20 protein-coding genes are annotated in these 20,043 nt (G+C 68.8%); 5 read left to right on the top strand and 15 right to left on the bottom strand.

Annotation, left to right across the window (positions count from 1 at the left end):
* Positions 1-18 precede the first annotated feature (18 nt).
* From EJP67_RS17080 to mnhG, 4 genes are read left to right on the top strand one after another with little or no spacing between them, the layout of a single operon-like run.
* A complete protein-coding gene (locus EJP67_RS17080; protein ID WP_126022941.1) occupies positions 19-1,704 on the top strand; it encodes a monovalent cation/H+ antiporter subunit D in 1,686 nt (561 codons plus the stop codon).
* Entirely contained in the window at positions 1,701-2,192 is a 492-nt protein-coding gene (locus tag EJP67_RS17075; RefSeq protein ID WP_126022906.1) for a Na+/H+ antiporter subunit E, read from the top strand. Before EJP67_RS17080 ends, EJP67_RS17075 begins: the two co-directional genes overlap by 4 nt.
* A complete protein-coding gene (locus EJP67_RS17070; RefSeq protein WP_126022905.1) occupies positions 2,189-2,467 on the top strand; it encodes a K+/H+ antiporter subunit F in 279 nt (92 codons plus the stop codon). The genes EJP67_RS17075 and EJP67_RS17070 overlap by 4 nt, the downstream gene beginning before the upstream one ends.
* The gene (gene mnhG, locus EJP67_RS17065; protein WP_126022904.1) at positions 2,464-2,847 is read left to right on the top strand and encodes a monovalent cation/H(+) antiporter subunit G; all 384 of its coding nucleotides are present in this window, start codon (positions 2,464-2,466) and stop codon (positions 2,845-2,847) included. Before EJP67_RS17070 ends, mnhG begins: the two co-directional genes overlap by 4 nt.
* Before the next feature lie 22 nt (positions 2,848-2,869).
* Here the strand turns inward: mnhG and EJP67_RS17060 are convergent, their stop codons facing one another.
* From EJP67_RS17060 to EJP67_RS17030, 7 genes are all read right to left on the bottom strand, one after another.
* Positions 2,870-3,892, bottom strand: coding sequence for an XdhC family protein (locus EJP67_RS17060; RefSeq protein WP_126022903.1), 1,023 nt, complete (start codon positions 3,890-3,892; stop codon positions 2,870-2,872).
* 17 nt (positions 3,893-3,909) lie between these two features.
* Positions 3,910-4,575, bottom strand: coding sequence for an SRPBCC family protein (locus EJP67_RS17055; RefSeq protein WP_126022902.1), 666 nt, complete (start codon positions 4,573-4,575; stop codon positions 3,910-3,912).
* Positions 4,576-4,608: 33 nt separating this feature from the next.
* Positions 4,609-5,829, bottom strand: a complete 1,221-nt coding sequence (locus EJP67_RS17050; protein ID WP_126022901.1) for a vWA domain-containing protein — start codon at positions 5,827-5,829, stop codon at positions 4,609-4,611.
* A 7-nt stretch (positions 5,830-5,836) separates the two neighbouring features.
* Positions 5,837-6,727: an AAA family ATPase gene (locus tag EJP67_RS17045; RefSeq protein WP_126022900.1), complete on the bottom strand. Its 891-nt coding sequence runs from the start codon at positions 6,725-6,727 to the stop codon at positions 5,837-5,839.
* A gap of 169 nt (positions 6,728-6,896) precedes the next feature.
* A complete protein-coding gene (locus EJP67_RS17040; protein ID WP_126022899.1) occupies positions 6,897-7,688 on the bottom strand; it encodes an FAD binding domain-containing protein in 792 nt (263 codons plus the stop codon).
* A 30-nt stretch (positions 7,689-7,718) separates the two neighbouring features.
* Entirely contained in the window at positions 7,719-10,106 is a 2,388-nt protein-coding gene (locus EJP67_RS17035) for a xanthine dehydrogenase family protein molybdopterin-binding subunit (RefSeq protein WP_126022898.1), read from the bottom strand.
* A 10-nt stretch (positions 10,107-10,116) separates the two neighbouring features.
* Positions 10,117-10,614, bottom strand: a complete 498-nt coding sequence (locus tag EJP67_RS17030) for a (2Fe-2S)-binding protein (RefSeq protein ID WP_126022897.1) — start codon at positions 10,612-10,614, stop codon at positions 10,117-10,119.
* 178 nt (positions 10,615-10,792) lie between these two features.
* Between EJP67_RS17030 and EJP67_RS17025 the strand changes: the two genes are divergently transcribed.
* Positions 10,793-11,941: a helix-turn-helix domain-containing protein gene (locus EJP67_RS17025; RefSeq protein WP_126022896.1), complete on the top strand. Its 1,149-nt coding sequence runs from the start codon at positions 10,793-10,795 to the stop codon at positions 11,939-11,941.
* A gap of 27 nt (positions 11,942-11,968) precedes the next feature.
* Here EJP67_RS17025 and EJP67_RS17020 read toward each other — a convergent pair whose 3' ends face one another.
* The 8 genes from EJP67_RS17020 to EJP67_RS16985 all read right to left on the bottom strand — a co-directional run bounded on the left by EJP67_RS17020 (position 11,969) and on the right by EJP67_RS16985 (position 19,941).
* Positions 11,969-12,346, bottom strand: coding sequence for a nuclear transport factor 2 family protein (locus EJP67_RS17020; protein WP_126022895.1), 378 nt, complete (start codon positions 12,344-12,346; stop codon positions 11,969-11,971).
* Positions 12,347-12,486: 140 nt separating this feature from the next.
* A complete protein-coding gene (locus tag EJP67_RS17015) occupies positions 12,487-13,959 on the bottom strand; it encodes a M81 family metallopeptidase (RefSeq protein WP_126022894.1) in 1,473 nt (490 codons plus the stop codon).
* Entirely contained in the window at positions 13,956-15,212 is a 1,257-nt protein-coding gene (locus EJP67_RS17010; RefSeq protein WP_126022893.1) for a Zn-dependent hydrolase, read from the bottom strand. Before EJP67_RS17010 ends, EJP67_RS17015 begins: the two co-directional genes overlap by 4 nt.
* 31 nt (positions 15,213-15,243) lie before the next feature.
* Entirely contained in the window at positions 15,244-15,948 is a 705-nt protein-coding gene (locus EJP67_RS17005) for an ABC transporter ATP-binding protein (protein WP_126022892.1), read from the bottom strand.
* Positions 15,945-16,712, bottom strand: a complete 768-nt coding sequence (locus EJP67_RS17000) for an ABC transporter ATP-binding protein (protein WP_126022891.1) — start codon at positions 16,710-16,712, stop codon at positions 15,945-15,947. Before EJP67_RS17000 ends, EJP67_RS17005 begins: the two co-directional genes overlap by 4 nt.
* A complete protein-coding gene (locus tag EJP67_RS16995) occupies positions 16,709-17,668 on the bottom strand; it encodes a branched-chain amino acid ABC transporter permease (protein ID WP_126022890.1) in 960 nt (319 codons plus the stop codon). Before EJP67_RS16995 ends, EJP67_RS17000 begins: the two co-directional genes overlap by 4 nt.
* Before the next feature lie 178 nt (positions 17,669-17,846).
* On the bottom strand, positions 17,847-18,707 hold the full coding sequence (locus EJP67_RS16990; RefSeq protein WP_126022889.1) for a branched-chain amino acid ABC transporter permease: 861 nt from the start codon (positions 18,705-18,707) through the stop codon (positions 17,847-17,849).
* A gap of 28 nt (positions 18,708-18,735) precedes the next feature.
* The gene (locus tag EJP67_RS16985; protein WP_126022888.1) at positions 18,736-19,941 is read right to left on the bottom strand and encodes an ABC transporter substrate-binding protein; all 1,206 of its coding nucleotides are present in this window, start codon (positions 19,939-19,941) and stop codon (positions 18,736-18,738) included.
* Positions 19,942-20,043: the final 102 nt, after the last annotated feature.

Genomic DNA, 20,043 nt, shown 5'->3' with positions numbered 1-20,043 from the left:
CAGCTGCTGGAGTTCAGCATGCCGCATCTGGTGGCGGTGCCGATCCTCGTGCCCATGCTCACGGCCGCGCTCATGCTGCTGCTGGGCGAGAACCGCCGGCGCGCCAAGTCGGCGCTGAGCGTGGTCTCGGGCCTGGTCGGCCTGCTGGCCGCGCTGGCGCTGCTGCGCTGGGTGAACGCGCCCGACACCGGCGGCGGCCCCGGCTCCATCGGCGTCTACCTGCCGGGCAACTGGCGCGCGCCCTTCGGCATCGTGCTGGTGGCCGACCGGCTCTCGACCATGATGGTGGCGCTCACCGGCGTGATCGCCTTCGCGGCGTCGATCTACTCCACCTCGCGCTGGGACCGCGCGGGCGTGCACTTCCATCCGCTGCTGCAACTGCAGCTCATGGGCCTGAACGGTGCCTTCCTCACGGGGGACCTGTTCAACCTGTTCGTGTTCTTCGAGGTGATGCTCGCGGCCTCCTACGGCCTGCTGCTGCACGGCTCTGGCCGGCTGCGCGTGCAGGCGGGGCTGCACTACATCGCGATCAACCTCGCGGCGTCTTCGCTGTTCCTGATCGGCGCGGCCATCCTCTACGGCGTGACCGGCACGCTCAACATGGCCGACCTGGGGCTGCGCATCGCAGAGCTCTCGCCGGGCGACCGCGGGCTGGTGCACGCGGCCACGGCCATCCTCTTCACCGCCTTCTTCGCCAAGGCGGGCGCCTGGCCGCTGAACTTCTGGCTGGTGCCGGCCTACAGCGCCGCGGTGTCGCCGGTGGGCGCGGTGTTTGCGCTGCTGACCAAGCTGGGCGTCTACACCGTGCTGCGGCTGTGGACGGTGCTGTTCGCGCCCGATACCGGCGCCTCCGCCGCCTTCGGCCAGCCGGTGCTGGTGGGCGCGGGCATCGCCACGCTCTTCGTGGCGGCCCTGGGCATCCTCGGCACGCAGCGGCTGTCCAACCTCGCGGGCTTCAGCGTGCTGATGTCGGCCGGCACGCTGCTCGCCGCGGTGGGGCTGGGCCAGCCGGCCGTGTGGGCCGGCGCGCTCTTCTACCTGCTGAGCTCCACCCTTGCGGTTAGCGCCTTCTTCCTGCTGACCGACATGATCGAGCGCTGGCGCAACGCGGGCATGAGCGTGGCGCCGCACGAGGTCGCGGGCACCGCGCCCTTCCTCGCCGAAGACCTGAGCGCGCTGAGCGACGTGAACCTCGACGACGACGCGCAGGCGCTTTATGGCCGGGCCATTCCGGCGGGCGTTGCCTTCCTCGGCCTGAGCTTCATGATCTGCACGCTGCTGCTCACCGGCCTGCCGCCGCTGTCGGGCTTCGTCGGCAAGTTCGCGATGCTCTCGGGCCTGATGAACGGCAGCGGCGCCATCGGCACCGCCGGCTGGACCTTCCTGGTGCTGCTGATCGCCTCGGGCTTCCTCGCGCTGATCGCGCTGAGCCGCACCGGCATCCGCCATTTCTGGACCCAGCCGCACGGCAACCTGCCATCGCTGCCCGCGCTCGAAGTGCTGCCGGTGGCCGGCCTCATCGTCGCTTGCATCGCGCTCACGGTCTGGGCCGAGCCGGTGCTGCGCCACGCGCAGGCCACCGCCGAGGGCCTGCGCATGCCCACGGCCTACCGCGCAGCGGTGATGGAGGCGCGGCAGGTGTCGAACCCGGCGCCCGCCGCAAAGACCGAAGTAAATGCCGAAGGAAAGGCAGGCGCGCAATGAGACGCCTGATTCCCTCGCCGCCGCTGTCGCTCGCGCTGTTCGTCATCTGGCTGCTGCTCAACCAGTCGCTCGAGGCGAGCACCCTGCTGTCGGGCGTGCTGCTCGCCATTGCCGTGCCGCTGCTGACCAAGGGCCTGCGGCCGGCCACGGTGCGCATGCGCCGGCCGGGGGTGGCGCTGCGGCTGTGCGGCGTCGTGCTCTACGACATGTCGGTGTCGGTGTTCGCGGTGGCGCGTGCGCTGCTCACGCGCCGCAGCGAGAACATCCAGGCAAGCTTCCTGCGCATACCGCTGGACATGCGCGACCCCAACGGCCTCGCTGTGCTCTCGATGATCATGTGCCTCACGCCCGGCACCGCCTGGGGCGAGGTAGCCTTCGACCGCAGCACCCTGCTGATCCACGTGTTCGATCTCGACGACGAAGCCGCCTTCATCGCGCAGATCAAGAGCCGCTACGAACGTCCGCTGATGGAGATCTTCGAATCATGACGCCCATCCTTTTCTGGTCGCTCAAGTTCGCGCTGTTCCTGCTGGCGGTGGCGATGCTGTGCGCCGTCGCACGCCTGCTGATCGGCCCTTCCGCGCAAGACCGCGTGATGGCGCTGGACTGCCTCTACATCAACGGCATGCTGATGATGCTCGTGCTGGGCATCGTCTACGCGAGCGACGTCTACTTCGGCGCCGCGATGCTGATCGCGCTCTTCGGCTTCGTCAGCTCCACGGCGATGGCCAAGTTCCTGCTGCGCGGGGAGGTGATCGAATGAACGACTTCATCGCGGGTCCGCTGCCGCTTTGGGCCGAGATCGTCACCGCGGTCTTCGCGGTGCTGGGCGCTGCCTTCGCCGCGATCGGCTCCTTCGGGCTGGTGCGCCTGCCCACTTTCTTCCGCCGCATCCACGCGCCCACGCTGGGCGCCACCGGCGGCGTGTGGTCGATGACGGTCGCCACCATCGTCTACTTCTCGGCGCAGGGCCACAGCCTCTTCATGCACGCGGTGCTGATCGTGCTGTTCGTGGCGCTCACCACGCCGGTCACCACCATCTTCCTGATGCGCGCCGCGCTGTTCCGCGAGCGGCAGAAGCACGGCGAGGTGCCGCCGCCGGCGCCGTCGGACCAGGGGCCGATCCCGCCTTACCACGGCTGAGCGGCTGGCCGGGCCGGACGCCTCAGGTCGGCAGCAGCTGCTGCATCTCCTTGGCGCGCGCCACCTCGACCTCGCGCGGCAGCGTCACCGCGTTCTTCACCGCGAGGATCTCCGCCATCACGCTCACCGCGATCTCCGGCGGCGTCTTGCTGCCGATGTAGATGCCGATGGGCCCGCGCAGCCGCGCGAGCGATTCCTCGGTCTGGTCGAAGTGCTCGATCATGCGGTCGCGCCGGGCGTCGGCATTGCGCCGCGAGCCGATGGCGCCGACGTAGAAGGCCTCGCTTTGCAGCGCCTCCAGCAGCGCGAGGTCGTCGAGCTTCGGGTCGTGCGTGAGCGCGACCACGCAACTGCGGCGGTCGGGCCTGAAGGCGATCACCGCGTCGTCGGGCATCTCGGTCGTGATGTGCACGCCGGGCAGCGACCATGCGGTGCGGTACTCGGCGCGCGGGTCGCACAAGGTCACCGCGAAGCCGCTGAACTTGGCCATGGTGGCGAGGTACTCGGCGAGCTGGCCGGCGCCAATCAGCAGCATGCGGTATTCGGGGCCGAAGGTGTTCGTCAGTTCGGTGTCGTTCACCGCGAGCTCGTCGGGCGCGGTCGCCTCGGCGATGCGCACCGCGCCGGTGGCGAGCGTCACGGTGCGCTGCATGAGCTTGCCCTGCTCCAGCTGCGCCACCAGCAGCTCGAGCGAGCCGGCGTCGGGAGCGTATTCGAGCAGCAGCTCCAGCGTGCCGCCGCAGGGCAGCCCGAAGCGGTGCGCCTCGTCGGCGGTGATGCCGTACTTCACGAGCGCGGGCGGCGCGCCCAGCGGCACGTCCTCGGCCTTGCCGTGGGCATGGCTGTAGCGTGCGATGAGGTCGTCCTCGATGCAGCCGCCGGAGACCGAGCCCACCACCGCGCCGTCTTCCGCCAGGGCCATGATCGAGCCCACCGGCCGGGGCGACGAGCCCCAGGTGCGCACCACCGTCGCCAGCAGCGCGCGCTTGCCGGCACGCCGCCAGTCGCGCAGCGTGCGAAGCACCATGACGTCGAGGTTTTCCATGTCGCTGCAGCCCGGGTTCAGGCCGCGTCGCCGCCGGGTGCGGAGGGCGCGTCCTTGTCGTCCTTCTTGCCGAGGCCGATCTTCTTCATGAGGCCGGACATCATCCCGCTCTTCTCGGCAGGCGCCTCGGTGCCTTCAGCGGCGGCCGCCGGGGGAGGACCGTAGCGGCTCTGCATCTCGGCCTCGAAGCGCTTGAAGAAATCGTCGGCCGTGGACTTGGCAGCGCCGTCGATCAGGCGCTGGCCCAGTTGGGCGATCTTGCCGCCGACCTGGGCCTGCACGGTGTAGTCGAGTTCGCAGCCTGCGGACGCGGCGGCTGGTGGAGTTGCCGCACCGGCCTCGTGCGCGGTGGCATCACCCGCAGAGGAGGCCGCCGCTTCGGTGGCGAGCGGCTTGAGCGTGACGCTCGAAGATCCCTTCGCGAAGCCGGCCACGCCGCCCTGCCCCTCGAAGGTGAGCTTGTAGCCGTCGGGCGCCACGATGTCGGACAGCAGCACCTTGCCGTTGAACTTGGCCGAGACTGGGCCGATCTTGACCGCGAGCGCGACGCTGTACTGGTTGTCGCCCACCAACTCGAACTTGTCGCAGCCGGGGATGCACTTCTTCAGCGTTTCGGGGTCGTTGAGCGCGTCCCAGGCCTGTTGTTGGGTGACGCCCAGGCGTCGGTTTCCGAGCATTTCCATGGTGGGTTTCCTTTGTCTTCCTTCCCGGCGCCGCTAGCGGCCGGACCGCATCAGGGCGGCCAGGCTCGCTGCGAGCTGTTCGAGTGCGCTGAGATTGTGAACCGCCAGCATCGCGTCCGCTTGCCGGTGCAATACGGCGGCCCCACGCGCCAGAGGGGCGTAGCCCTCGAAGCGCAGCAGCGGGTTGAGCCACAGCAGGCGGCGCGAATGGCGCTTGAGCCACAGCAGCTCATGCTCCAGCACGGAGGGCTCGCCGGTGTCCAGGCCGTCGCTGATCACCAGCACCAGCGTGCGGCGGCCGGTCAGCCGGCGGGCGTGGGCGCGGCGCAGCTCGGCCAGCGAGGCGCCGAAGCGCGTGCCGCCGGCGAAATCGTCGATGGCGAGGCTGGCGGCGCCCAGCATCGCGTCGGTGTCGGCCAGCCGGAAGGCCGGCGTCAGGTCGGTCAGCCGGGTGCCGAAGGCAAACACGTCGCGGCGGCCGGCACGCCGCGTTGCGGCATGCAGAAAGGCCAGCAGCAGGCGCGCATAGCGCTCCATCGAGCCCGAGACGTCGACCAGCACCAGCAGCGGCAACGGCTGCTCGCGCCGGGCCAGCCGTGGCAGGCGCAGGATCTCGCCGCCCGTGCGCGCCGCCTCGTGCAGCACGCCCGGCCAGTGCATGCGCGCATGCTGGCGGCCCGCATCGCCGGCAGGCCGCAGGCGGCGCGACGGCAGCTCGGGAATGGGCAGGCGGATGTCGCGCGCGAGCCGCTCCACCAGCCGGTATTCGGCGGCGCCGAGCGCGTTGAAGTCGGCATGCTGCAGGCGCTGCCGGTCGCTGGACGTCATGGCGGCATCGAAGTCGATCTCGCGATCGGGCCTGGCCGACTCCACAGGCTTGGCGAGTGCGCGCGGCGCACTGAGGGCTTCGCGCACGCGCGGGCGCCGCTTCGACGGCTCGGCCTTGCCTTCGGCGCTCGGCAGCATCTGGGCGAGCAGCTTGTTGGCCAGCTCCGGGTCGCGGAACCATGCGTCGAAGAGCTCGCGGAACACCATGCGGTCCTGCTCGCGGCTGACCATCACCGCCTCCATGGCCGCGCTCAGGTCGAGCTTGTCTTCGACGCCCACCAGCGTGGCGGCCTCTGCCGCCAGCGCAATGCGCATGGCGTCGGTGCGAACACCCGCCCGGCGCAGCGCCCGGCCGAAGGCCGCGATGTTGCCCGCGAGCTTGCCGCTGCGGACGTCGCCGAGTTGCTGGACGCCGGTGCTGGCCATCGGTCGATCACGCCTCGGGCTTGAGCAGGTCCGACGCCAGCTCCTGCGTCAGCGCGGCCACGTCGTCGCGCTGCTTGAAGAGGATGCCGGCCGTGTCGACCACCACTTCGGGATCGAGCTCCACCGTGTCGAGCGCGATCAGCGCCCTCGCCCATTCGACGCTCTCGGCGATGCCCGGCGCGCGCTGGAAGGCATTGGCGAAGGGCGTCTCGCGCAGCCGTGCGACGAAGGCCGCCACCTGGGCCGACAGTTTCTCGCCGGCTTGCGGCACCTGCGCGCGCACGATGGCCAGCTCGCGTTCGCGCTCGGGGTAGTCGAGCCAGTGATAGAGGCAGCGGCGCTTCACCGCGTCGTTGAGCTCGCGCGTGCGATTGCTTGTGAGGATGGTGACGGGCGGCACCACCGCGCGCACGGTGCCCAGCTCGGGAATGCTGACCTGGTACTCGCCCAGATACTCAAGCAGGAAGGCTTCGAAGGGCTCGTCGGCGCGGTCTACCTCGTCGATCAACAGCACGGCGCCGGGCAGCGGCGTCTGCAGCGCCTGCAGCAGCGGGCGGCGAATCAGGTAGTGCGGCTGGTAGACCTCGGCTTCCACGTCACGGGCCGCGCCAGTGGCCTCGGCCGCGCGCATGTGCAGCAGCTGCGCCGCGTAGTTCCATTCGTAGAGCGCCTCGCGCTGCTCCAGGCCGTCGTAGCACTGCAGGCGCAGCAGTTCGCGGCCCAGCGCGACCGACAGCGCCTTCGCCAGCTCGGTCTTGCCGACGCCGGGCTCGCCTTCGAGCAGCAGCGGACGCTGCAGCTTGAGCGCAAGGAACACGGCCGTGGCCAGGCGCCGGTCGGCGAAGTAGCCGGCCTCCATGAGTCCGGCGGAGAGGGTGTCGATGCTGGGGAAGATCATGGCCTAGGGTAATGCAGGGGCCGCTGCATTCGGGAGCGGACAGCCGAACGCAGAAGGAATACAAAAACCACGCAGAGGTCGCAGAAGAAACCAGATTCGATCTTTTCTGGTCTTCTTTCGCGACTTCCGCGAGAGCTTTGCGACTTCTGCGTTCGGCAATCCGATTTCGTCAGCCCAGCGCCTTGGTCACGGCCCTTTGCGTCAGCACGCTGATCAGGTTCGCGCGATACGCGGCCGAGGCATGCAGGTCGCTGTTGAGATCGCTCGCGTCGATCTTCACTGCAGCCGCTGCGGCAGCGGTGAAGCTCTTGTTGAGCGCGTCTTCCAGCCCGGCATGGCGGAACACGCCGTTGCCCGCGCCGGTGACCGCCACGCGCACGCCGCTGTCGTACTGCGCGAGGAACACGCCGACCAGCGGGAAGTTCGATGCCTTCTGGCGCAGCTTCTCGTACACGGCGCGCTTCGGAATCGGAAAACGGATCGCGGTGATCAGCTCGCCGTCTTCCAGCGCCGTGGTGAAGAGGCCGAGGAAGAAGTCGTCGGCCGCGATCTCTCGCCTGGAAGTGACGATGGTCGCGCCCGAGGCCAGCACCGCGCTGGGGTAGCACGCTGCCGGGTCGTTGTTGGCCACCGAGCCGCCGATGGTGCCCATCGCGCGCACCTGACGGTCGCCGATGCGCGAGGCCAGGTCGGCCAGCGCCGGGTAGGCGGCCTTCACGTCGGCGTTGTTCGCCACGTCGAGGTGGCGCGACATGGCGCCGATGGTGATGGCGTTACCGTTCTTCGTAATGCCGGTGAGCTCCTTGATGCCGCTCAGGTCCACGAGTTGCTCGGGTGCGGAAAGCCGCAGCTTCATCGAGGCCAGCAGGGTCTGTCCGCCGGCCAGCGGCTTGGCGCCGGCGGCCACGAGTCGCGCCGCGTCGGCCACCGAGTCGGGCCGTTCGAGTGTGAAGGCATACATGGTGTGATTCCTTCTTTATTCGTTCTTGGTTCAGGGTTTGGCGGCTGCGGACTGCATCGCCTCCCACACGCGGGCGGGGGAAGCGGGCATGTCGAAATCCTTGACGCCCAGCGGCGCCAGCGCATCGAGCACGGCATTGATCACGGCCGGCGGCGAGCCGATGGCCCCCGCCTCGCCGCAGCCCTTGGTGCCCAGCGGGTTGTGCGTGCACGGGGTGCACACGGTGTCGAGCTTGAACTGCGGGAAGTCGCCGGCGCGCGGCATCGCGTAGTCCATGAAGCTGCCGGTGAGCAGCTGGCCGGTCTCGTTGTCGTAGACGCAGTTCTCCAGCAGCGCCTGGCCGATGCCCTGCACCAGCCCGCCGTGTACCTGGCCCTCGACGATCATCGGGTTGATGATGGTGCCGAAGTCGTCCACCGCGGTGAAGCGGTCCACGCGCACCTCGCCGGTCTGCTTGTCGACCTCGACCTCGCAGATGTAGGTGCCGCCCGGGAATGTGAAGTTGGTCGGGTCGTAGAAGGCGGTCTCGTTCAGGCCCGGCTCGAGTTTGTCGAGCGGGTAGTTGTGCGGCACGTAGGCCGTGAGCGCCACCTGGCCGAACGGGATCTTCTTGTCGGTGCCCTTGACCGTGAACTCGCCGTTGGCGAACTCGATGTCGGCGTCGCTCGCCTCCATCAGGTGCGCGGCGATCTTGCGGGCCTTGGTCTCGATCTTGTCGAGCGCCTTCATGATGGCCGCGCCGCCCACCGAGATGGAGCGCGAGCCGTAGGTGCCCATGCCGAAGGGCACGCGGCCGGTGTCGCCGTGCACCACGTCGACGTTCTCGACCGGAATGCCCAGCCGCGCCGCCACCACCTGCGCGAAAGTGGTCTCGTGGCCCTGGCCGTGGCTGTGCGAGCCGGTGAACACCGTCACGCTGCCGGTGGGGTGCACGCGGATCTCGCCGCACTCGAACAGGCCCGCTCGCGCACCTAGCGCGCCCGCGATGTTCGACGGAGCGATGCCGCAGGCCTCGATGTAGCTCGAATACCCGATGCCGCGCAGCTTGCCCTTGGCCTCGCTGGCCGTCTTGCGCGCGGCGTAGCCGTCGACCTCGGCGAGCACGCGGGCCTTGTCCATGCAAGCGTGGAAGTCGCCGGTGTCGTACTGCAGCGCCACCGGCGTCTGGTACGGGAAGGCGGTGATGAAGTTGCGCTTGCGGATTTCGTCCTGCCCCAGGTTCATCTCCCAGGCACAGCGCGAGACCAGCCGCTCCAGCAGGTAGGTCGCCTCGGGCCGCCCGGCCCCGCGGTAGGCATCGACTGGCGCGGTATTGGTGAACCAGGCGTCCACCTCGACGTAGATCTGCGGCGTGGTGTACTGGCCAGCCAGCAGCGTGGCATAGAGGATGGTCGGCACCGCCGTCGAGAAGGTCGACAGGTAGGCGCCGAGGTTGGCATCGGTATGCACGCGCAGCGCGAGGAACTTGCCATCCTTGTCCATCGCCATCTCGGCATGGCTCACGTGGTCGCGGCCATGGGCGTCGGAGAGGAAACACTCCGAACGGTCGGCCGTCCACTTGATGTTGCGGTTGAGCTGCCTGGCGGCCCAGGTCAGGCACACGTCCTCGGCGTACAGGAAGATCTTGGAGCCGAAGCCGCCGCCCACATCGGGCGCGATCACGCGCACCTTGTGCTCGGGCAGGCCCAGCACGAAGGCCGTCATCAGCAGGCGCTCGACGTGCGGGTTCTGGTTGGACACGTACAGCGTGTAGTCGTCGCCCGCGCGGTTGTAGCTGCCGATGGCCACGCGCGGCTCGATGGGGTTGGGCACCAGCCGGTTGTTGACCAGGTCGAGCTTCGTCACGTGCGCGGCGCTGGCAAACACCGCGTCGACCGCCGCCTTGTCGCCCAGCGCCCACTTGTAGCACTGGTTGTCGGGGGCTTCGTCGTGCAGCGTGACGCCACCGGACTTCTTCGCGGCGTCGGCCACGCTCACCAGCGCGGGCAGCACCTCGTAGTCGACCACCACCGCCTCGGCGGCGTTCCTCGCCTGCTCGACCGTCTCGGCCACCACCATGGCCACGTGGTCGCCGACGTAGCGCACCTTCCTGATCGCGAGGATCGGGTGCATCGGCTCCTTCATCGGGGTGCCGTCGGGGTTGTTGATGAGCCAGCCGCAGGGCAGCCCGCCCATCTTTCCCTCGATGTCCTTGCCGCTGAAGATGCCGACCACGCCGGGCATCTTCAGCGCCTGGGCGGTGTCGACCGACTTGATGAGGGCGTGCGCGTGCGGCGAGCGCACGAAGACCGCATGGCTCTGGTTGGCCAGCGTGATGTCGTCGGTGTAGTTGCCCGCGCCAGTGAGGAAGCGGTAGTCCTCCTTGCGGCGGACCGCCTCGCCGATGTGCGGCAGGTTCGAGAAATCGGAAGCGCCCATGTCGCTCTCCTCAGGCCGCGGCCGTTGCCTTGACGGGAGTGCCCGAGGCCATGGCCTCGCCGCCCATCTTCACTGCCTTGACGATGTTCTGGTAGCCCGTGCAGCGGCACAGGTTGCCGTCGAGCAGTTCGCGGATCTCGGATTCGCTCGACTTGGGGTGGTGGGTGCACAGGTCGATGGCGCTCATGACCATGCCCGGGGTGCAGAACCCGCACTGCAGGCCGTGGCACTCCTTGAAGGCCGCCTGCATGGGATGCATGGTGCCGTCGGCCTCGGCGATGCCCTCGATGGTGGTGATGTCGGCGCCGGCGGCCTGGGCCACCAGCACATTGCACGACTTGACGGCCCGGCCGTTCACATGGACGGTGCAGGCGCCGCACTGGGCGGTGTCGCAGCCGACGTGGGTTCCGGTGAGATGGAGATGCTCGCGCAGAGCGTGTACGAGGAAGGTGTTGGGAGGAGCGTCGACCGTGACCTGGCGGCCGTTGACCTTGAAAGCGACCTGCATTTGGCTGTCTCCGTAAAAGGTGATGGCTGTTTCAGCGAAAGCATCTTGGATGCCGACCTTTGGCACTATCCTAGGCAAAACCCTTGACACTTGCACAGAGCGCGCGAAATTCTCAAAATGAAACAGCTTGCCATCCGGCGGGCCAGGAAAAGCCTGCATACATGCGCGAAAAACCACGATGTCTGTATCAATCGTTTCGCAGCCGCCTGAGCGTTCCCTGGCAATTGCCCAAGCCCGCCGCGAACTGATCGAAGGCGAGCCGGCGCCCCGCGCACGCGGCGCCGCCTGCATCGACTCATGGATCACCCGCTCCTGGCAGCGCTGCATCGAGGCCGGCCGCCAGCCGCAGCAGCGCGTCAACTTCGATCCGGTGAGCCGCTCGGCCAGCATCGACATCGTCGAGCGCAACCGGGCGCTCGTCGCCGCGGCCCGGCCGGTGATAGAGCAGCTCTCCCGCGCCATCGCCGACACCCGCTATTTCGCCGTTCTCACCGATGCCCAGGGCATCGTGGTCGACGTGGGCAACCTGCCCGACGGCACCGATGCGGCGAGCCGCTACGCGCGCGATATCGCCCGCATCGGCGTCGATCTTTCGGAGCGCGCCATCGGCACCAGCGCCATCGGCACGGCGCTGGCCGAGCAGGAATCGGTATGGCTGCACCGCGGCGAGCACTTCTTCGACGACACCAGCGTCTACAGCTGCGCCGGAGCCCCGCTCTTCGGTCCCCGGGGCGACTGCATCGGCATGCTCGACCTGACCGGAGTGCACGTGGTGGAGCGCCCCGAGCTGCGCCACCTGGCGACCCTGTCGGCGCGCAACATAGAGAACATGCTGGTGATGCGCGAGCCCTGCGAACTGCTGCTGCACCTGGCCTGGCCGGGCAGTTCGGGCGGCGAGGCCACCGAGGGGCTGCTGTGCATCGACGCCGTGGGCAACGTGACGGGCGCCAACGCGGCGGCACGTCAGATGCTGCACCAGCCGCTGTCGCGCAGCGAGCACGCCCTGAACTTCAACGACCTGTTCGCCCTGCCACTTCACATGATGTTCGACGCGGCCCGCCGCGGCGACGCCGTGCTCGAGGTGCCGCTGTGGTCCGGCCTGCGGGTGCAGGTGCGGCCGCGGCGCGGCGGCAGCAAGGGCCCGTCCGCCACCTCCCTTTCCACCGACAGCCGGCCGAGGCTGCGCGACGTGGAGACCGCGCTGATCCGCAAGGCGGTGGCCGATGCGCGCGGCAACGTGGCGGAGGCCGCGCGCACATTGGGCATCAGCCGGGCGACCGTCTACCGCAAGCTGTGGCGCGGGCGGCCTGCCGGGGCTCCGGACTGAAGCAGGCCCCGGCCGTTCAGCCTTCGTTCAGGCGCCGACCGGCACCTTGTCCAGGAAGCCCGTCACCGAACGCAGCTTGCCTGCGTCGACCTGCGCGAAGTCGGTACCCTGGATCAGGTCTTCGGCACCGCTCGGTCCCAGCGTCCACGAGAAGCGCAGATGGTCGCCGTGCGAATCGGCCTTGCCCAGCAGGTTGAAGCGGAAGCCCGGGTAGCGCTGGTGAACCGCGCCGACCAGCGCGCTGATCTGCTCGTGCCCGCTGGCCTGCGCGATCGGGTCGACGTAATGCGCGTCGGCGGTCCAGCCGGCCTCGATCAGCGCGGCGCGGCGGGCCGCGTCGGTCTCGTTCCAGACAGCGATGTAGCGTTGGGCAATGGTGGTGGCATCGTGTGCAGCGGTGTTCATGGTGACCATCCTTTGGTGGGTTCCGGCCCGCAACATCGCGGGGTGAAGGAATGGTCGCGCCGCACGCGATCCGGGTCGATGACCTCTCGGGTCATGGAATGCGGCTGCCGGAGGCCATCCTCCCCCACCGCTCCTCGCGATCACATGGCGTCGAGGGGAAAGACCGGCCGGTGCACCTTGCCGAACGGGAACAGGCTGTAGTCAGAACTGGTGACACCGGGGCTGTCGCACTCCACCAGTGCGGCGGAGAGCGGCTCGAACACCGGCCGGCAGTACATGCGCGACTTGAGCAGCAGAAAGCGCTCCTTTCGCGGATCGAGCCCCGCGCATTCGAAGACGCCGATGTCCCACGGCTCCTGCGTGCGCTCGGTCACCACGATGCGCGCCGCGCCCGTGTCGAAGAGCACGGTGCGTCCCATGCTGCTGCGCTGGCCGGTGTAGGTAGGGCCGGTGATGACGTACTCGCCGTTGGAGATGGTGCGCACCGTGCCCGTCAGCAGCACCGGTGTTTTCTCCAGCCCGATGCCCGCGAGCGAGACCTTGTTGCCCAGCGCCACCGTCACTTCCGCGCCCTCGCCGGCCGCGACGAGCTGCGCCACCGCCTCGGGGTCGCACAGCGGACCGACGCCGATGCCGTGCAGCCCCTGCGCCAGCGCTTCCTGCAGCACGTCCATGGTGTCGCAGCTTCCGCCCGACATGCAGTTGTCGCCATGATCGAGCAGCAGCACCGGGCGCGTCGCGCTCTCGGCAATCAGCTTCGCACGCGCGACCGACTCCGCCAGCGGCTCGCTGCGGTAGACGAAGGACTCGCGCTGTGCCCACATCTGCGCCGCGATGCGGTCGGCCGTGGCCTGCGCGCGTTCGGGCGAATGCGCATCGACGGCGATCACGCTCATGCATGGCGCCTCGATGTCCGACAGCGAGAAGCCCGCGAGGATCGACACCGCCAGCGACTCCGCCTTTTCGGCTTCGCGCGCCGCCTCGATGGCCTGCTTCATCGCGCCGGTGAAGGAGGCGCTGCGCAGCGTGTGCGCCACCAGCGGCAGCCGGTGCCAGCGCATGTGCGGCCTGCTGCGCCCCGCGAGCATGTCGAAGAGCAGCCGCCCGGCATGCTCGCCGGTTTCGTACATGTCGACGTGCGGGTAGGTCTTGAAGCCGACGATCACGTCCGCGTTCTCCACCATCGCGGGTGTGACGTTGGCATGCAGGTCCAGCGCCACGCCGATGGGCACGCCCGGCGCCGCCGCGCGCAGGCGCACCAGCAGGTCGCCTTCGCCGTCGGCGCTGTTGTGCGCGACCATCGCGCCGTGCAGGTCGAGCAGGATGGCGTCGCAGCCCGGGGCCGCATCGACGATGCATTGCGTCAGCTGCGTGTAGGCCTGCGCGTCGACCGGTCCGCTCGGGTTGGCCGAGGCCGACACCGGCGTGACCACCGTCGCGCCCGCCGCTTCGGCAAGGTCGATGAAGGCCGACATCGCGGTGCGCATGCCCTTGTTGTCGCGGTAGGCCTGTTCGCCGAAGGTCGGGCCGTCGGGCCCGAAGGCCGAGAGCGGCGTGGGCACGGGCGAGAAGGTATTGGTCTCGTGATTCAGACGCGCGATCAGCACCTTCATTGCGCCACTCCCGCGCTGCGCAGCATCGCCTGCAGCAGCACGTTGCAGCCGGCCTCCAGGTGATCGGGCTGCGCGTCCTCGATCTCGTTGTGGCTGATGCCGTCGCGGCAGGGCACGAAGATCATCGCCGTGGGGCAGACGCGCGCAAGATACACCGCGTCGTGGCCCGCGCCGCTGATCACGTTCATCCAGCTCAGGCCCTGCGCCTGCGCGGCATCGCGCACGGCCGACACCAGCCCGGGCGTGAAGGGCTGCGGCGGGAAGTACACGACCTGCTCCACCGACATCTCGACCCTGGCCTTCGCGGCGATGCGCTGCACGGTTTCCTTCAGCGCGGCGTCCAGCGCCGACAGCACCGTGTCGTCGGCCGCGCGCAGGTCGACGCTGAGCTTCACCCGGCCCGGGATCACGTTGCGCGAGTTCGGGTACGCGTCGATCCAGCCGACGGTGCCGCGCGCATGCGGCGCATGGGCCAGCGCGATGCGGTTGACCTCGATCACGAGTTCGGAGGCGGCCAGCAGCGCGTCCTTGCGCAGCGCCATCGGCGTGGGGCCGGCATGGGCTTCCATGCCCTGCACCACCACGTCGTACCAGCGCTGGCCCAGCGCGCCTTCGACCACGCCGATGACGCGCTCGCTGGCTTCGAGCACCGGGCCCTGCTCGATGTGCGCCTCGAAGTACGCGCCCACCGGCGACGCTGCCGCCGAGACGGATGCGCTGCCCGCATAGCCGATGGCAGCCAGAGCGTCGGAGACGCTGATGCCGTCGTTGTCGCGCTGCGCCAGCGCATGCTCCAGCGTGAAGGCGCCGGCGAACACACCCGAGCCCATCATCACCGGCACGAAGCGCGAGCCTTCCTCGTTGGTCCACACCGCCACCTCGAGCGGCGCTTCGGTCTGAACCCCGGCGTCGTTCAGGGTGCGGATCACCTCCAGCCCGGCGAGCACGCCGTAGTTGCCGTCGAACTTGCCGCCCGTGGGCTGCGTGTCGATGTGGCTGCCTGTGGAGACGGGCGGCAGCGCATCGTTGCGCCCGGCACGGCGCGCGAAGATGTTGCCGATGGCGTCCACGCGCACCTCGCAGCCCGCCTCGCGCGCCCAGCGCGAGAACAGGTCGCGGCCCTGGCGGTCGAGGTCGGTCAGTGCGATGCGGCAGACGCCGCCTTTCTCGGTGGCGCCGAGCTTCGCCAGTTCCATCAGCGAGTTCCAGAGCCGGCGGCCGTCGATGCGGAGTTCGTTGTGAGAGTTCTTCATGGCTTTCGAAAACGGTTGATGTGGAGAGCGCTCAGGCGAGCCCCACGCCCAGGTAGCGGTCTTTCACTTCGTGGTCGGCCATGAAGTCGGCATTGCCGGCCTCGTGCACGATCACGCCTTGCTCCACGATGTAGTGGCGGTCGGCCAGCTGCACGCAGACTTCCAGGTTCTGCTCGACCAGCAGGATCGCCACGCCGGCGGCCTTGATGGTCTTGAGCTGCGCGACGATCTCTTCCACGATCACCGGCGCGAGGCCCTCCACCGGCTCGTCCAGGATCAGCAGGCGCGGATGGTTCATCAGCGCCCGGCCGATGGCCAGCATCTGCTGCTCGCCGCCCGAGAGCTGCCCGCCGCCGTTGCGCCGGCGTTCCTTCAGGCGCGGGAAGATGCGGTAGATGTCGTCCAGCTGCCAGGGCGACTGGCGGCGCAAGCCGAGCAGCAGGTTCTCCTCCACCGTCAGCAGCTTGAAGATGCCGCGGTGCTCGGGCACCAGGCACACGCCGCGCGTGGCGATGCGGTGCGCGGGCATGCCCGCGATGTCGGCGCCCTGGAAGCGCACGCGTCCGCTTGTGGGCGTGACCGCGCCGGCAATGCTCTTGAGCGTGGTCGACTTGCCCGCGCCGTTGCGTCCCAGCAGCGTGACCAGCTCGGCCTCGCCCACGGTCATCGACACGCCCTGCAGCACATGGCTCTTGCCGTAGTGGGCATGCAGCTTCTCGACTTCGAGGATGTTCATGCCTTGCCTCCCGTGATCATGTTGCCCAGGTACGCAGTGCGCACGCGCGCGTCGGCGCGGATGTCGCCCGGAAGCCCCTCGGCCAGCACGCGGCCCAGCTGCATCACTGTCACGGTGTCGGAGATGTCCATCACGATGTTCATGTTGTGCTCGATGAGGACCACGGTGTGCGCGTCGCGCAGGCCGCGGATCAGCTGCTTCATGTCGTCGAGGTCGTCGATGCCCATGCCCGATGTCGGCTCGTCGAGGAAGATCGCCTTCGGCCTCGCCGCAAGCGCCATGCCCACTTCGAGCCGGCGCTGCTGGCCGTGCGAGAGCTCGCCGGCCGGCGTGTTCGCCAGCCGCTCCAGCCCGATGCGCTGCAGCACTTCGTCGACGATTTGGGTGCAGGCCAGTTCGCCGACCGGCGCGCGCCAGCAGTTCATGGCCTGGCGCGGCGAAACGCCCTGCGCCGCCACGCGCAGGTTCTCACGCACCGGAAGGCTCGCGAACAGCGCCGTGACCTGGAAGGAACGTGCCATGCCGCGCTGCACGCGCTTGTGGTCGGGCTCGCGCGTCACGTCGTGGCCGTCGAACAGGATGCGTCCGCCGGTGGTCATGCCGGTGCCGGTGAGCATGTGGAACAGCGTGGTCTTGCCCGCGCCGTTGGGGCCGATCACCGAATGCACGGTGTTGCGCCGGATCTTCAGGTCGACCCCGCCGAGCGCCGCGAACTTGCCGTAGTGCTTGGTGACGCCTACGGCTTCGATAAGGACGTCGCTCATGCTTTTTCTCCTTGGGCGGCAGGCGAGACAGGGTCGGCCGGCGCCTTGCGGAAGATGCGCTTCCACGCGCTCTCGCCCAAGCCCCAGAGCCCGCGCTGCATGCCGATGCTCACACCGATCAGCAGGAGCCCCAGCAGCAGCAGCCAGCGCGGCCACAGCGTGGAGAGCCAGTCGGCCAGCAGCACGTAGAAGGCCGAGCCCAGCACCGAGGCGAAGAGGTTGCCGGTGCCGCCGATCACGGTGATGACCAGGATCATCTCGCTCGTGTGGTACTCGGCGTTCGACAGAGGCGCGATGCCGGTCATCATCGCGTGCAGCCCGCCCGCCAGGCCGGTGACGGCGCCCGAGATGACGAAGGCCAGCAGCTTGAAGCGCTTGAGGTCGTAGCCCACCGCGGCGGCGCGGTCCTCGTTGTCGCGGATGGCAAGCAGCGTGCGGCCGAAGACCGAATCGGTCACGCGCAGCAGCAGGCCGAAGGCGACCAGGAACACCACGGCCACGAAGGCGTAGTACTTCCAGGGCGTGTCCATGAAGCCGGGGCGCGGCACGTCGAGCAGGCCGTTGTCGCCGCCGGTGAGGCCGGTGGCGGTGTAGGCGATGAAATAGAACATCTGCGCGAAGGCCAGCGTGAGCATCACGAAGTAGGTGCCGCGCTGGCGGATGGCGACCCAGCCCACCACGGCAGCACCCAGCGCGCCCATCGCCACGGCGGCGAGCAGCGCGAGCGGCATCGGCAGGCTCAGCCGCGTGAGCAGGATGGCGATGGTGTAGCTGCCCAGCCCGAAGAAGATGCCCTGCCCAAAGGAGAGCAGCCCCGTGTAGCCCAGCAGCAGGTTGCAGCCCAGCGCGGCCAGCGCGTAGATCAGCACCTCGCTGGCGAGCGAGCCCGAGCTCAGCACCAGCGGCAGGCCCAGCACCGCGATCAGCGCCAGGAGGAAAGTGGTATTGCGGGACACGATGGCTCCCTCCTTCAATGGTTCATGTTGCGGCGCATCGGCCCCGAAACGGGCAGAGCGATGCGCGGCCGGGAACGGGTCCGTTCGCAGGCACCCGCGGAACCGGCTCTGCCGGGCCGCCGGGTGCGCCCCTCGAGGGGGATGCGAGCCACACGAAGTGGGCGAGAGTCGGGGTGGCTCATACGCTTCGGCCGAGCAGGCCATGCGGGCGCAACAGCAGCACGGCCGCCATCGCGATGTAGATCATCAGGCTCGCGCCCGGCGGCCAGATGGTGCTCATGAGGCTCTGCACGATGCCGATGAGCAGGCCGCCCACGAGCGCGCCACCGAAGCTGCCGAGCCCGCCGATCACCACCACAACGAAGGCCACGGCCAGCGCCTCGACACCCATGAAGGGCTCGGCGCCGCGGATCGGCGCGGCCAGCACGCCCGCCAGCGCCGCCGTGGCCGCGCCGAGCGCGAACACCAGGCTGAACACGCGGAACACGTTGATGCCGAGCAGCGACACCATCTCCGTCGATTCGCTGCCGGCGCGCACCGCGCTGCCCAGGCGCGTGCCCTCGAGCACCCACCACAGCAGCACCGCGAGCACGGCCGTGAAGCCGATCACGAAAAGCCGGTACTTCGGATAGACGAACGAGCCCCACATCACCACGCCCTGCAGCAGGTCGGGCGTGGCGACGCTGTTGCCCAGAGGCCCCCAGAAAACGATCACCATCTCCTGCACAGCGAGCGCGAGGCCCACGGTGACGAGGATGTGGAACTCGTGCGCCTTGGCGTAGACGCGGCGCAGCAGCAGCTTCTCGGCCAGCCAGCCCAGCGCGCCCACGAAGAGCGGCACGAGCACCAGCGCGAGCCAGAAGTCCAGGCCCCATTGCATGGCCTGGAAGCAGAGATAGGCGCCCAGCAGGTAGAAGGCCCCGTGCGCGAAGTTCACGAAGCGCAGCAGGCCGAACACGATGGACAGGCCGACCGCCAGCAGGAAATACAGCATGCCGATGCCGATCCCGTTGATGGTCTGGAGCAGGTAGACGGACATGGGCGAGTCGGTGTCCCTTGTTGCGTCCTCAGGCCAGCTTGCAGCCGGTCTTGTCCACGGGCAGGAACGACTTGCCCGAGCTCACCACGTCGACATAGTCGGCCGGGTTCGCCATCTTCGACTTGGCCTTGCCCTTGAGCAGGTAGTAGTCCTTGACGACCTGGTGGTCGGCCTTGCGGATTTCCTCGGCGCCGGTGAGTCCGTCGAACTTCATGCCCTCGAGCGCGGCGATCACCGCCTTCTGGTCGACCGAGCCGGCCTTCACGATGCCGTCGATCAGGATCTTGGTGCAGATGTACGAGCCGGCGAGGCTGTAGTTGGGCACGATCTTGAGCTTGTCGGCGGTGCGCTTCACCAGGTCCTTGTTGAGCGGCGTGTCGGCCGTGTGCCAGTACTGCGCGCCGAAGTAGACGCCGTCGCACAGGTCGGCGCCGAGTTCGTCGAACTGCTCCAGGCCCGAGGCCCAGGCCATGAGGATCGTCATGTTCTTGTGCATGCCGAAGCTCACCGCCTGGCGCAGCGCGGCCGACGACTGGGCGCCGAAGTTCAGCAGCAGCAGCACGTCGGGCTTGGCGGCCATGGCGTTGGTGAGGTAGCCGCTGAATTCCTTCTCGGTGAGCGAGTGGTAGCTGTTGCCCACGTGCTCGATGCCCTTCTCCTGGAAGATGGTCTTGGCGGCGCTCAGCAGGCCGTCGCCGAACACGTACTGCGGCGTGATGGTGTACCAGCGCTTGGCCTTCGGCATGCTGGCGATCAGCGGGCGCACCGTCTGCTCGATCGCACCGAAGGTGGGCACCGACCAGCGGAAGGTGGCGGGGTTGCAGTCCTTGCCGGTGATCTCGTCGGCGCCCGCGGTGGTGATGAACAGGCCGCCGGCCTTCTCGGCCTCCTTGCCCATGGCCAGCGCCTCCGACGACAGGATGCCGCCCGCGAAGAACTTCGCGCCCTGCTGCTGCGAGGCTTCCTGCACCTTGCGCACGGCAGTGGCCGGCTTGCCTTCGGTGTCGAGCACCGTGTAGGCCAGCGGACGCTTCAGCACGCTGCCGTACTGCTCGATGGCCAGCTTCATGCCCAGGTCGGCGAACTTGCCGTTGGCCGCGAACGCGCCCGACATCGGGACCGGGCAGCCGAATCGGATCGCGTCGGCCGACTGGGCGAAGGCGGTGCGGCCGCCCAGGAGCGAGGCGGGGGCAGCCGAGAGGGCGGCCAGCTGAAGAAGTTGTCTGCGTTGCATGAGTTCTCCGGTCGTTGGTGGGGAAGAAAGGAAGGGAACCAAGGGAAACGGGTGCCTGCGATTGCCGGCGAATTTAAGCGGATAAATTGGATTAATATGCTG

The organism is Variovorax guangxiensis, from assembly GCF_003952165.1.
Classification (GTDB): domain Bacteria; phylum Pseudomonadota; class Gammaproteobacteria; order Burkholderiales; family Burkholderiaceae_C; genus Variovorax; species Variovorax guangxiensis.
Note: the sequence above shows the minus strand (reverse complement) of the source record. Positions and strands in the feature narration are given on the sequence as shown.